Origin of the sequence: Methylocystis sp. H62 (assembly GCF_015709515.1) — a bacterium.
Classification (GTDB): domain Bacteria; phylum Pseudomonadota; class Alphaproteobacteria; order Rhizobiales; family Beijerinckiaceae; genus Methylocystis.
In genome coordinates, this window is record NZ_JADNQZ010000052.1 from 1 (window position 1) to 12661 (window position 12661).

Below are 12661 nucleotides of genomic sequence, written 5' to 3' on the forward strand. Positions count from 1 at the left end.
CTCCCCTCCTCCTTGATAGAGGGGGACATTGAGCGCGCCGTTGACGCCCGCCGAAAATTGCCGCGAGCCGGGCAGTCCAAGGAAAGAGTCATACTGCTGGGATACTTGCGCATTGACCGACAGCGTGGGCAAAAGCGCGCCCTCGGCGACTTTCACCGCCGACTCCGCGGTGTCCACCCGATGTAAGGCCGCGACGATGGCGGGATGTTCGACAAGCGCGACGTCAATCGCATCCTTCACTGATTTGGGCAACATCCGCTCAACCGATGGGGCCGGCTCGAGACGTTTCGGCTCCACACCGATTATCTGCCGGTAAACGGCGGCGCTGCTTTTCAATTGCGCCTCGGCGGCAAAATATTCTGAGCGCGCATGGGAGACGGAGGCTTCGCTCTGCGACACGTCGGTATTCGTCACGTCACCGGATTGATAGCGCTTCTCCGTATCGTGCAACTGTAGATCGAGCACGGCGATGTTGCTCTTGCGCAGCGATAGGATCGCCGCGTCGCGCATCACGTCCATGAAAGCGGTCGCGCCGCTACGCAATATCTCCTGCTCAGAAAGCCGCATCAGGGCGCGCGACTCGAATACGCTCGACTCGGCGCGACGCACCGAATTCTCCGTGCGACCGCCATCAAAGACATTTTGCGAGACGTTCAGCGTGGCGCCACGCGGATATCCCGTATATTCATCAGTAAGCGGGATGCGCTGATTGATCACCGGCAGTCGCACTGGAATCCTGAGGTTCGAGCGCTGCGCGCCAACGCTTGCCTGAATATTGGCGTTGGGACGCAGTCCGGACCAGGCGCTCGAGACATCTTCGTCACGCGCACGCACGTCGGCGCGTTGCTCGTTCAGGTCCGGGTTACCCGCATAAGCCCGAGCGAGCGCAGAGGAAATTGTTTCGGCAGAGACATCGCTTGCGCTTGCCAACGCGAGGCCTGCCCCTGCCGCTATGACTGTAAGCGCGCCGAACGATTTCATGAAATCCCACTCTCTCGCTCCAGCGCGAAGCGCACCGCTCAACGCCGGAATGAGCCTTCCGGGCTCTTACGCCGCTTTTGAAAATTGGGAGCGAACGTGTGGGCGCAGCAGACCTGATCCCATTTCATTCGTCCAATCAGATACGTTGCGTATATCGATGATAGTACCAGCAGCAACGCGTCACAGGAAGGTGACCAAAGCTGATCGGCCGACATTTATTGTTGAAGTGGCAAAAATGACACAGCGCTTGCTCCAGACTTGAGCTCTTTTCATAAAAAACTGGTTTGGTTAATTTGAAACGGCGTTCAATGACAAAATTTATTGGAGAGAATTATTTGGGCGGCGATGCCTATTCTTTGAGCAGCGACCGCAATCCGACGCAAAGCCTCCGCAAGCAGATCGGCCCCGAGCAACTTGCCGGTTCGCGGCTCACGGCGAGACGCCCGATTATTGAAACGGGGATGGCGTCGGGGGCGTTGCGCCGGAGCTTGCCGGGCGCGGCGGCCCGCTCGATCGAGCCGGCCGAAAGGCACGTCAGATCTAGCTCTTCGCGGTCGCGCGTCAGTGTCCGGGAGGGCGATACGCGTCGCTCGCGCTGTTTGCTTGAGCGGTCGATAGGCGAAAAAATTTCGTGACGTAAGGCGCGAATGGAGGATCACGGCTCGAGAGAATTATGTTTGCTTTCCCAGATTGCGGGCCGCGCTCATTAGCGAGGCGTTCGAACTTTTCTCAATTTAAAGGAGTCCGTTATGCGAAATCTCCTCATCCTCGCGATCTCCGCCTGCATTGGCGGCATGTTCTTGTCTGTGGCGATCGCGCGCCCCGTGACGACGGACGAGTGCCTCGCGCGCGGGCTTTGCGCTTACGTCAGCCCGAAAGGTCGCGTGACATGCGGAAAATGCCCTGGCCAGCTAAAGTCGTCAGTCTGGTTCGCGACGCGCGCACAGGCGACCTCGAAGCGCAGCAAATAGGTTGGTCGCCGGCGTTGGTTCTGCGCGCGGATAATTGGTGATAGACAGGGGCGGGAGCACGACTTGATGTCGCATCCGTTGCTGATCCGCGCGCTCTCCGTCGCGCTGTCTGTCGGTCTCTACCTCGCGCTGGCGATCCTTGGCGCCGGCGGGCTCGACGCCTACTTCGCCGATCCGGCGCGGACGGCGCTCGTCGTCGTCACGCTCGCGCTTGGAGTCGCGTCGCTCTTCGTCGGCGGCAATCTCAGCTCCGGCCTGCGCGAGGACCGCGGCAATCGATGGGTCATCGCGGCCTTTCTCGTCATCGGGCTTCTCGGTGCCTATTTGCCCGCCTGGGCCGATCGGCAGGGACTGTGGAGATTGGACGGCGACGCCATACGATGGCTCGGCGTCGCGCTGCTCGCGGCGGGCGGCGTGTTGCGGCTGTGGCCGGTCGCCGTGCTCGGGCGCCGCTTCAGCGGCCTCGTCGCCATTCAGCCGGGCCACGAACTCGTCACCACGGGACTTTACAGCCGCATCAGACATCCGAGCTATCTCGGCTTGCTGATCTCGGCGCTCGGCTGGGGACTGGGCTTCAACACAGCGGTCGGTGTCCTCATGGCGTTGGCGAATATTCCGCCGCTTGTCGCGCGGATGAACGCCGAGGAACGCCTGTTGAGCTCGGAGTTCGGCTCGGCCTATGCGGCCTATCGCGCCCGAACGGCGCGGCTTATTCCGGGCGTATATTAGCTTGCGAGTTTTGGAAGTGGACGGCGCCCGCAGCTTCACGACGGTTCGCCAACGCGGCAAAGGAAAACTCATGAAGCGTCTGCTGTCGCGCCTGTTGCTGCTCAGTGTCTTCGTCGCGCTGCCGGCGCAGGCCGGCGACGTCATAAAACTCGCGCCGGGCGGCAGCGCGATTTTTTCGCTGCAGGAGAATGCGACGACCGGCTATTCCTGGCGCATCGATCAGGGCGCGAGCCGTGATCTCGACATTCTGGCGATATCCGACGGCGGCCGCGGCGGCGGTCGGCGGCGCATGGTCGGCAGCCCCAGCGTGCGTCATTGGAAAATCCGCGCGCTCAAACCCGGACGCGCCGAAATCGTCTTCGCCTATCAGCGTCCATGGGAGCCCGCGCCCGTCAAAACCCGCAGCGTCGAGGTGGAGGTCGCGCCTTAGATTGAGGAGTCGCTCTTGGGGGCCGATTTCATCGCGTCTTCGAGACTCATCATGGCGGAGCCGGGCTTCGCCGGCTTTTGTTGACTCTCGTGCGGCGCCCAACCCGACGCCCAAATGATTTCAAAGCTCGCGCGCACGCGTCCGTCGGCGTCGCAGAAGCGCTCGGCGTAGATTTGCCCCGCGCGCGCCACGACATCCCGCCGCAGGGGTTTGCGAGACCGTTTGACAAGGACGTTGGCGGCGCCCATCGCGCGCAGATCGCCCATCAGCGCAAACATCGAATCATAGCGCAGCGTGAAGCTGTCGACGTCGGCGACGGGCAGGGCGAAGCCGGCGCGCTGCAGCAGTCCGCCCATGTCGCGCACGTCGACGAAAGGCGATACGCGGGGACTCGCGCCGCCGGTGATTTCCTCTTCGGCCTGCGCGAGCGCGGCGCGAAGCTCGACGAGGCTGGCGCCGCCGGCGAGGCAGGCGAGGAAGAGTCCGTCCGGCGCAAGCATGCGTCTCGCCTGCGCCAGCGCGCCCGGCAGATCGTTGACCCACTGCAGCGACATGCCCGAGACGATCAGATCAAATGAGCCCGGCGCGAAGGGCGGAGCTTCTTCGTCAGCGATGACGTCGCCGGCATGGCCGCCCGCGCGCAAAGGCCGCGCACGGCCGCTCGCCACGACGGCTTGCGCGAAATGTCCGCTTGGCGAACCGAGATCGAGCGTGCGCGGAAATTCGCGCTTCACCGTCAGCAACCGATCGAGCAGATCCTCGGCGGCGCGCGTCATCAGGAAATCCGGCGCGCCTTTTGACATGGCCCGGCGCAAGCGCCGCCGCAGCAGCGCGCGATCAAAAATCTTCGGCGGTCCGGCTGTCTCGCTCATGCCTTATTACCGCGCCCGCGCCAGTTACCCTGCAAGTGCGCAATGCGCATGAATTTCGACGAAAGGATGGCGCAATTTTGAAGCGATGATCTGAAGCGAAGCGGTCGCGAGGATAGAACATCCCAAAGTATCTTAACGTTAAGCCATAACCTGAAAACGCGAAACGTTTCGACAAGATCGTGGCGAAAGTTAGACTGCCGCCATTCGAGAAGTCGCTGTCTAGGCTTCAACACGTAGGGTGTAGCGTCATGCGTAAACTGTTTGCTTTTTTGCGTCGATCCCACACCGCCAAGTCAACCGGAACGTCAGCTGGAACGTCAACCGGAACGCTTCAGGCGTTTTTGATGACGACCGTCGTCGGCCTCGGCGTCGCCGCGCTTCCGCAGGACGCGAACGCGCGCAACATCGTCTCTTTCTCTCCCCATGTCGCTCCCGGCACCGTCGTCATCAGCGCTGGCCAGCGCCGGCTGTTCTACGTCGTCGACACCGGAGTCGCCATCAGCTATCCCGTCGCCGTTCCCAAGCGTGGCAAGGAATGGTCGGGCGCGACCTCCATCGAGGGAAAATATGTCAATCCCGACTGGGTTCCGCCAGCGGTGGTGAAGGCCGACCATCCGGAACTCCCGAATTTCATTCGCGGCGGCTCGCCGCGCAACCCGATGGGCGTGCGCGCTTTGACGCTCAGCAGCGGCGAAGTGGCGATTCACGGCACGACCCAGAGGATGCGCGCGTCAATCGGCACGGCCGCCTCCTACGGCTGCATCCGAATGTTGAACGAGGACGTTTCCGACCTCTACGATCGCGTCGACGTCGGATCGCCGGTCATGATGACGCGCTAGCCCAGGCGACCCATAAAAAGCGCAAGCCTCGCCCGCGAACGTGCGGACGAGGCTTTTTCGTTCTCCGCGCGCTCTCGCCCGCCGCGCGATTTCGTCCTTTATCCAGAGCTTTTTTTGGCGCGCGCAGCTGTGGAAGAGGGCGGCTGCGCCATGGACGCAGGCACGCGAATCCCGCAGTCTCCGCCCCAACACTGTCCGACGATCGCTTTTTTGGCGTCGGAGTTCTTGTGTGGAGTATAGTGATCGCAAGAGATGATTCGACTTTGAATCAATCGCTTGAAAAGGAGGCGCCCTCACGCAAAGCTCCACGACGCATCGTCGCCTGTCTTTTAGTCGCCGCGTTATGCTGACATTGAGAAAAAGGTTGGCACATGCTGATCGCAACGGAAAAAGAAACGGAACGCGCTGAACATCCGGTGGATGTTGTGGAGCAACTGGCGGCCACCAATGATTGGTCCTTCGATCGAGACGATGAAGACGAGATTTCCATTTCCGTCGCCGGAGCTTGGACGGAATATCACGTCGCCTTTACTTGGCTTCCGCAGCTCGAAACGCTGCACGTCAGTTGCGCCTTCGATCTCAAGGCTCCCGAGCGCAGGCGCGGTGAACTGATGTCGCTCGTCAACGCGATCAACGAGCAGATGTGGATTGGGCATTTCGACTTCTGGCCGAAGGAGGGCGTCGCGATGCACCGTCATGGCCTTATCTTGACGGGAGGGGCGCAGCCCTCGGCGACGCAATGCGCGGCCTTGCTCGACAATGCGCTGCAGGCGTGTGAGCGGCATTATCAAGCCTTTCAATTTGTGCTCTGGGCCGGAAAGAACGCGAGGGAAGCCCTCGCCACCGCCAATTTCGAGACGAAAGGCGAGGCGTGACCGACGCGGACGGGCTGCGCGGAAAGTCGGTCGCTCTGATCGGCGCCGGAAACATGGGCCTGGCGCTACTCGAGGGCTGGGCCGCGCAGGATCTAGTGTCCGTGTCAGTCGTCGAGCCGCAGCCCTCCCAGCGGCTACAGGCGCTGTGCGCCGCGCAGGGCTACGCGCTGAATGGCGCAGCGTCTCCGTGCGACGCCGTCGTTCTCGCCGTTAAGCCGCAGGCGCTCGATGCGGGCGCTGCCGCGGCGGCCCCTTTCGTTGCGGGCGGCGCCGTTGTCGTGTCGATCCTCGCCGGCAAGCGCATCGCGGACCTCGCCGCGCGCCTGCCGACGCAAGCCGTGGTGCGCGCCATGCCCAATACGCCGGCGGCGATCGGGCGCGGCGTCACCGGCGCCTACGCCAGCGCGGCGACGAGCGTCGCTCAGCGCGGGCTCTCCGACGCATTGCTGAGCGCCGTCGGCGGCGTCGAATGGGTTGATGACGAGGCGCTGATCGACGTCGTGACGGCGGTTTCCGGATCGGGTCCCGCTTATGTCTTTTATTTCGCCGAATGCCTTGCCGCCGCCGGCGCCGAAGCCGGTCTCCCGGCCGCCCTCGCGGCGCGGCTCGCCCGCGCGACGGTCGAAGGCGCCGGCGAACTGATGCGCCGACAGCCCGAGACGGGCCCTGACGAATTGCGCCGGCGCGTGACGTCGCCAGGCGGCACGACGGCGGCGGCGCTCGAGGTTCTTGAGGCGCCAGACGGCCTTGCCGCGCTGATGCGCCGCGCCGTAGCTGCGGCGAAGCGCCGGGCAGGGGAACTTTCCGGTTGAGACGGCGCGCGCCTTGTCCCGCCGCCCGGCGACAATAGAATACTGACTAGAAAATTCCTTCGGACCTGGAGACAGACATGACCAGCGGCGGCTCCCGCGACCGAGTGATCGATGCGACGCTCCGGCTCGCCACGCGGCGAGAATTCAGCGACGTGACGCTCACCGACATCGCCCATGAGGCGGGCATCTCGCTTGCCGATCTGCGCGAACTTTTTCCATCGAAGGGCGCGATCATGGGGGCGTTCTCTCGGCGCATCGACCGGGAGGTTCTCGACGCGGCGCCCAAGGAAGCCTCGCACGAACCCGCGCGCGAGCGGCTCTATGATGTATTGCGCCGCCGGCTCGACTCGCTCGAACCGCATCGTGAGGCGCTGGCGAGCGTCGGCCGCTGGGCGGCGCGCGATCCGCTCACCGCCGCGGCGCTTAACCGCGAAACCGTGAACTCGATGCGCTTCATGCTGGAGGCGGCGGATATCGACAGCGAGGGCCCCGTCGGCTCGCTCAAACTGCAGGGGTTGGCGTTGGCCTGGAGCCGCGTGCTCGAGGATTGGTTCGCGGGCGACATTCATGACGCCCTGTCGACGCTCGATCGCGAACTCACGCGCGGCGAGCGCTATGTCGATCGGGCGGAGGATTTCGCAAGGCTGACGCGGCCCTTCTACTCCTTCGCGCAAAGTCTGTTCGGCTGGCGGACGCGGCGCGGACGCGATTACCACGACGACGACAGCGGCTATCCCAACGCGCGCGCGTGATTGGATAGAGTTCTAGAGCGGGAGACTGGCCGTCGCGCGCAAGCCGCCGAGCGGACTGCGGTCGAGCGTGATGTCTCCGCCATGACCGCGCGCGATGTCGCGTGCGATGGCGAGGCCCAGCCCTGAGTTTCCGTCGTTCTGATTGCGAGATTCGTCGAGCCGGTAGAACGGCCGGAAAGCGTCCTCGCGACGCTCGACGGGGATGCCGGGCCCGTCGTCATCGATATGCACGGTCATTGTCGCGCCGTCATTGATCCCTGACAGTTCGATCCGCTTGCCGTAGCGCTGCGCATTGCCGACAAGGTTGACGAGCAGCCGCTTGATCGCCGCTGGCCGCGCGACGATTTTTGGATCGCCCTCAATCTTCACGGACGCCGCGAGACCGCGCTTCACAGTGTCCGCCCTCAGTTCGTCGAGGATGGCCGCAATATCGGTGGGGGAGGATTTTTCGTCGCCGTCGCCGCGCGCAAAGGCGAGATAGGCCTCGACCATGCGCTCCATCTCGTCGACATCCTTGCGCATTTCGGCGGCTTCATGCGAGTCGCGCATCAGCGCGAGCGAAAGCTTGAAACGCGTGATGATGGTCCGCAGATCGTGCGAAACGCCATTGAGCATCGTCGTGCGCTGCTCGATCGCCCGTTCGAAACGGCGTTTCATGTCGAGAAACGCGGCTCCCGCCTGACGCACCTCGCGTGCGCCGCGCGGACTGAATGCGACATCGCGGCCTTTGCCGAACTCCTCGGCGGCGCGGGCCAGCCGCAAAATGGGCCGGATCTGATTGCGCAAGAATGACGTGGCGATGGCGAGGATGATGACTGAGGCGATCGCCATCCACATGAAGAAAATATAGGAGTTCGAGGCGTATGCGTGCGTGCGCGTAGCGAGCATTCTCAACGTCGCGTCGTTGAGCGCGACGCGGATTTCGATCAGACTGCCGGGAAGCGCGGCGTTGATCCAGAAAGGCTCCTTAAGTTTACGCGTGAGCTCCTTCGTGAGCGCCTTGTCCAGCAGCGAGAACAACGACGACTTTGGCGCCGGCCCAGGCAGGTCCTGCTTGGGGAGAACCGCAATCTCCATATTGAGATCGAAGGCGGCGATGCGGCGCAGTTGCGCGTGGTCGGGATCGTCCGGGAACGTCTGGTAGATATCGACGAGCGCCGCCACTTGCCGGGCCATCCCCGCGGAAAGACGGTAGGTCACGACCTCCCAATGCCGCTCCATGAAGACATAGGCCACGGCGGACTGGAGGAGCACGACCGGCAGGATCACGATCAGCAGCGCGCGGGCGTACAGCCCCTTCGGCATGCGGTCATGCAGCCAGTTGGCGAAGCGCCGCCACAGATTGCGGGGCGCGGCGAGAACTTCCGGTAAGACGACGGTCATCGTGACGACTCTATCATTTCAGCGGTTGGCGTGCAGCAGGTCGACGAGCAGACGATAGCCGTGCCCGCGCACCGTCTGAAGATAGCGCGGCGCATTCGGGTCGGTCTCTATCTTGCGCCTCAATCGGGCGATCTCGACATCGACGCTACGCTCGCTTGCGCTTCGAGCGGGGTCACGTTGCGCCAAAGTTTGGCGCGAGACAATGGCGCCGCCGCTTTCGGCCAGCGCCCGCAACAGATCGCGCTCGCGCGTCGTGAGTCGGACCGGCGCGCCGTCCTGCAGCAATTCGCCGCGCGACGGATCGAAGACGAAATCGCCAAAACGCTTTGGTCCCGTGGGATCTGCGCGCCGCGCGCGGCGCAATATGCTCGCGATGCGCAGCGAAAGTTCCCGCGGATCGAAAGGCTTGGCGAGATAGTCGTCGACGCCGGCTTCAAGCCCTTCGACGCGGTCCGCCGTCTCGGTAAGCGCCGTCAGCATCAGGATGGGCGCGGAGCGCAGCGGTTCCGCGCTCTCACGCAGCCGCGCCGCGAAGGACGTGCCGCTTTCGCCAGGCATCATGACGTCGAGAACGATAAGATCGAAGGCGATGTCGCGCATTCTGGCGCTCGCCTCCCTTGCATCGGCTGCGGCGCTGACGAAATAGCCCTCTTTCATCAGATAGCGCGACAGCAGGGTGCGAATGCGCTGATCGTCGTCAACGACGAGGATATGGGCCGCTTTCGCGTGCGGCGCGGCGCGTTGCGGAAAAACCGTCATGTCGCGGCGCCGGCTGCTTTCGCACATGCAAGATGCGCTCGAACGCGCTCGCGCTCGCCGGAGTCGATCATCGCGAACAGGAATTTTGAGGCGGCGCCGCGCGCCGCAGGCGGGAGCTCGTCCATGACTTTCCGGAAACGCGCCGATTGCAGCGCCGCGAGATCGCGCGCGAGCGTCGCGCCCTGCGGGGTCGGATAGAGAAGGCGCTGGCGGCGGTCGACAACGCCGGCGCGCGCCTCGACGAAACCCGCCTCAAGAAGTTGTTTCAGCACGCGGTTGAGGCTCTGCTTGGTGATTCTCAATATATCCAGCAGCGCGGCGATGGTGAGGCCAGGGCGACGGTTGACGAAATGGAGCACGCGGTGATGCGCCCGTCCGAACCCGTAGTTCTCGAGCAGCCGGTCGGCGTCTCCCACGAAATCACGATAGGCGAAAAAAAATAATTCCACGAGCTCGAGCGCGTCGCCGTCGCCGTCGCCCGCGACGGCCGCTTCCGCGGCCGTATTCGGCCAGGCGGCGACGCCGGGCGGCTCGGAGATTTTTTTCGCTACGAGTTCATCCACGCTATTTATTGCCTGACGTTTTGGCGCGCGCTATTTACGTCAACTATATTGACATAAATCTGACCGATAGCTAGTGCTGACCAAGCGTCGCAGCGCCTTGTTTGGCCTCTCGATCGCGTCTTCCCGGAGTTCGCCATGTCGCTTCCGCCCTTCGATCAGCGCGACGGATTCATTTGGTATAATGGTGCGCTCGTTCCGTGGCGCGAAGCGAAGCTTCACGTTCTCTCGCATGGGCTGCATTACGCGTCTTGCGTCTTCGAAGGCGAGCGCGCCTACGGCGGGACGATCTTCAAATCGCGCGAACATTCCGAGCGGTTCCAGACGTCCGCGCGGATCCTCGATTTCGAGATTCCCTACAGCGTCGAAGAGATCGACGCCGCAAAGCATGAGACCGTCAAGGCCAATGGCCTCTCGAACTGCTATGTGCGTCCGGTGGCTTGGCGCGGCAGCGAAATGATGGCCGTCGCGGCGCAGAATTCGACGATCAACGTCGCCATCGCCGTTTGGGATTGGCCAAGCATGTTTGATGTCGAGACCAAGATGAAGGGCATCAAGCTCGACATCGCCGAATACCGGCGGCCCGATCCGCTGACGGCGCCCTCGATGGCGAAGGCCGCTGGTCTTTATATGATTTGCACCATTTCGAAGCACCGCGCGGAGCGGCGCGGCTTTGCCGACGCGCTGATGTACGATTGGCTTGGCCGAGTCGCCGAATGCACCGGCGCAAACGTCTTTTTTGTTCAGGACGGCGCGCTGCATACGCCGATCGCCGATTGTTTCCTCGACGGCATCACCCGGCGCACGGTGATTGACCTCGCGAAGCGACGCGGCGTTGACGTCGTCGAACGCCGGATCATGCCTGAGGAATTGGCGTCGTTTTCGGAGTGCCTCATCTGCGGCACCGGCGCGGAAGTGACGCCCGTTTCAGAAATCGGCGTCTATCGCTTCACGCCTGGCGAGCTTTCGCGCGCGCTGATCGAAGACTATTCGCGCGAGGTGGAAAAGCAGCCTTCGCCGGCGGCTTGAGCGCGACTCTGCGCGCGCGAGGGCGCTTCAAGAGCGGTCAGCCGCTCATTCGCGCCTTAATCGCGTGTTCCGCCAGAGTCTTGCCGAGCGACCAGACGGCGGAAGGCGCCTTATGCGCGTCCGCGATGACCGCGTCGAAAGATTGCTCGATCCAGTCGCAATCTTCATCGGAAATTGTGAGCGGCGGCAGCAGCTTGATCGTGTGATTGCCGTGTCCGGCCACTTGCGTCAGCACTTTATGATCGCGAAACAGTGGGATGGAGATCAGTTGGCAGAACAGGCCTGAATTCACTGTCTCCAGAAGATTCCAAGCGGCCTTCAGTTTGAACGACTTCGGCGGCCCGAATTCGATTCCGATCATAAGGCCCTTGCCGCGCACGTCGGCGACGAGCTCGTAGCCGGCGGCCATTCGTTGGAAGGATGCGAGCAGACGGTCGCCCGTCTTGGCCGCATTCTCCATCACTCGCTCATTCTTCAGCACGTCGAGCGTCGCGATGCCGGCCGCCATCGCGAGATCGTTCTTGCTGAAGGTCGAGCCGTGCACCACGGCGCGATCCATGCGGTCGAAGACCTTATCGAAGATCCATTTGCGCGTGAGCACCGCTCCGACCGGCACATGGCCGCCGGAAAGCGCTTTTGCGACAACGATCATATCGGGTTCGACGCCCGAATAGTGATCGATGGCGAAGAACCGGCCCGTCCGGCCCACTCCCGTCTGAATTTCGTCGGCGACGAACAGCGTTCCATATTTGCGGCAGAGCGCCTGCGCGCCGAGGAGATAGCCTTCTTGCGGAATGTTGACGCCCTTGCCCTGGATCGGCTCGACGAAGAAGGCGGCGACGTCGCGCCGCGCCAAAGCGCGTTCGAGCGCGTCGAGATCATCGAACGCGACCTCGCGCGCGTCCGGCAGCAGCGGTCCAAAACCTTTCTTGAAAATTTCGTCGCCGTTCATTGACAGCGAACCATAGGTCAGGCCGTGAAAGGAATGCGCGCAGTGCAAGATTCCCGGCCGACCCGTCGCCGCGCGCGAGAACTTAATCGCCGCTTCAACCGCCTCGGCGCCCGAATTGGCGAAAAAGACCTTTTCCAGCCAGGGCGCGTAGGCGAGCAGTTTTTCCGCGAGAACGCCGGCCAGAACTGAAACGTCAAGTTGCACGAGATTGGCGAATTCGCCGTCGAGCACGCTGACGAGCGCGTCGCGCACCGCCGGATGGTTGCGTCCGAGCGCGAATACTCCCCAGCCGCTGAGCAGATCGAGATAGCGCTCGCCCTTGCGGTCCCACAGATAAGGCCCAACGCCCCGGGTGAAGCCAACGTCATAGCCGATCGTCTTGAGAACGCGCACCCACATTTCATTGAGGTGTTTTGTATGCAGCGAAAAGCGATCGCTCTCGCGGGACGCCACAAGCGCGGCGAGGTCATAGCGAGGATCAGCTTGCGCAGAGGCGCTTCCCGCAGCGTAGACAGTCTTGGGCGCGTTCGCTGGCGCGGTCGACGAGTTGGTCATTGGCGGCGCTCCAACCGAGGAAATGGCGGGCAGGCGACAGGGCGCGCGAGGCTCGCCGGGTTCCGATTGCGCGCCCGGGGCGCGTTTGTCAAATCCCCTTCGATGTGGCGCATGGGCCACAGGTTCATAGATTTTGGACCTCTCCGCCGATTTTATCCGCGA

General features: G+C 63.0%; 14 protein-coding genes. 8 read left to right on the forward strand and 6 right to left on the reverse strand.

Annotation, left to right across the window (positions count from 1 at the left end; all coding sequences use genetic code 11):
* Positions 1-981 (reverse strand): TolC family protein (locus tag IYY11_RS09760; protein ID WP_246719828.1); only part of this gene is annotated, 981 nt, incomplete at its 3' end.
* 749 nt (positions 982-1730) lie between these two features.
* Here IYY11_RS09760 and IYY11_RS09770 point away from each other — a divergent pair.
* The 3 genes from IYY11_RS09770 to IYY11_RS09780 all read left to right on the forward strand — a co-directional run bounded on the left by IYY11_RS09770 (position 1731) and on the right by IYY11_RS09780 (position 3111).
* The gene (locus tag IYY11_RS09770; protein ID WP_196403683.1) at positions 1731-1952 is read left to right on the forward strand and encodes a hypothetical protein; all 222 of its coding nucleotides are present in this window, start codon (positions 1731-1733) and stop codon (positions 1950-1952) included.
* A 66-nt stretch (positions 1953-2018) separates the two neighbouring features.
* A complete protein-coding gene (locus IYY11_RS09775) occupies positions 2019-2681 on the forward strand; it encodes an isoprenylcysteine carboxylmethyltransferase family protein (RefSeq protein WP_196403684.1) in 663 nt (220 codons plus the stop codon).
* 70 nt (positions 2682-2751) lie between these two features.
* Positions 2752-3111 (forward strand): protease inhibitor I42 family protein, encoded by a 360-nt coding sequence (locus IYY11_RS09780; protein ID WP_196403685.1) that lies wholly within the window; start codon positions 2752-2754, stop codon positions 3109-3111.
* Here IYY11_RS09780 and IYY11_RS09785 read toward each other — a convergent pair.
* Complete coding sequence (locus IYY11_RS09785; RefSeq protein ID WP_196403686.1) at positions 3108-3983, reverse strand: methyltransferase domain-containing protein; 876 nt, start codon at positions 3981-3983, stop codon at positions 3108-3110. The two genes, IYY11_RS09780 and IYY11_RS09785, sit on opposite strands and share 4 nt — an antisense overlap.
* A gap of 344 nt (positions 3984-4327) precedes the next feature.
* Here IYY11_RS09785 and IYY11_RS09790 point away from each other — a divergent pair, with 344 nt between their 5' ends.
* The 4 genes from IYY11_RS09790 (at position 4328) to IYY11_RS09805 (ending at position 7261) form a co-directional block, all read left to right on the forward strand.
* The gene (locus IYY11_RS09790; RefSeq protein ID WP_196403687.1) at positions 4328-4822 is read left to right on the forward strand and encodes a L,D-transpeptidase; all 495 of its coding nucleotides are present in this window, start codon (positions 4328-4330) and stop codon (positions 4820-4822) included.
* Between the two features lie 371 nt (positions 4823-5193).
* A complete protein-coding gene (locus IYY11_RS09795; protein ID WP_018408237.1) occupies positions 5194-5697 on the forward strand; it encodes a YbjN domain-containing protein in 504 nt (167 codons plus the stop codon).
* A complete protein-coding gene (proC, locus tag IYY11_RS09800) occupies positions 5694-6509 on the forward strand; it encodes a pyrroline-5-carboxylate reductase (protein WP_196403688.1) in 816 nt (271 codons plus the stop codon). Before IYY11_RS09795 ends, proC begins: the two co-directional genes overlap by 4 nt.
* Before the next feature lie 77 nt (positions 6510-6586).
* Positions 6587-7261, forward strand: a complete 675-nt coding sequence (locus IYY11_RS09805; protein WP_196403689.1) for a TetR family transcriptional regulator — start codon at positions 6587-6589, stop codon at positions 7259-7261.
* Between the two features lie 12 nt (positions 7262-7273).
* Here the strand turns inward: IYY11_RS09805 and IYY11_RS09810 are convergent, their stop codons facing one another.
* The 3 genes from IYY11_RS09810 to IYY11_RS09820 are packed head-to-tail and all read right to left on the reverse strand — an operon-like array spanning position 7274 to position 9966.
* Positions 7274-8644: an ATP-binding protein gene (locus IYY11_RS09810; protein ID WP_196403690.1), complete on the reverse strand. Its 1371-nt coding sequence runs from the start codon at positions 8642-8644 to the stop codon at positions 7274-7276.
* A gap of 18 nt (positions 8645-8662) precedes the next feature.
* Positions 8663-9403 carry a response regulator gene (locus IYY11_RS09815; protein ID WP_196403691.1) on the reverse strand — a complete coding sequence of 247 codons (741 nt, stop codon included), beginning with the start codon at positions 9401-9403 and terminating at the stop codon, positions 8663-8665.
* The gene (locus tag IYY11_RS09820) at positions 9400-9966 is read right to left on the reverse strand and encodes a MarR family transcriptional regulator (RefSeq protein WP_196403692.1); all 567 of its coding nucleotides are present in this window, start codon (positions 9964-9966) and stop codon (positions 9400-9402) included. Before IYY11_RS09820 ends, IYY11_RS09815 begins: the two co-directional genes overlap by 4 nt.
* Before the next feature lie 135 nt (positions 9967-10101).
* On the opposite strand from IYY11_RS09820, the gene IYY11_RS09825 reads away from it, so the two are divergent.
* Entirely contained in the window at positions 10102-10992 is an 891-nt protein-coding gene (locus tag IYY11_RS09825; protein WP_109025110.1) for a branched-chain amino acid aminotransferase, read from the forward strand.
* A 37-nt stretch (positions 10993-11029) separates the two neighbouring features.
* Here IYY11_RS09825 and IYY11_RS09830 read toward each other — a convergent pair whose 3' ends face one another.
* On the reverse strand, positions 11030-12499 hold the full coding sequence (locus IYY11_RS09830) for an aspartate aminotransferase family protein (RefSeq protein WP_210331298.1): 1470 nt from the start codon (positions 12497-12499) through the stop codon (positions 11030-11032).
* Positions 12500-12661: the final 162 nt, after the last annotated feature.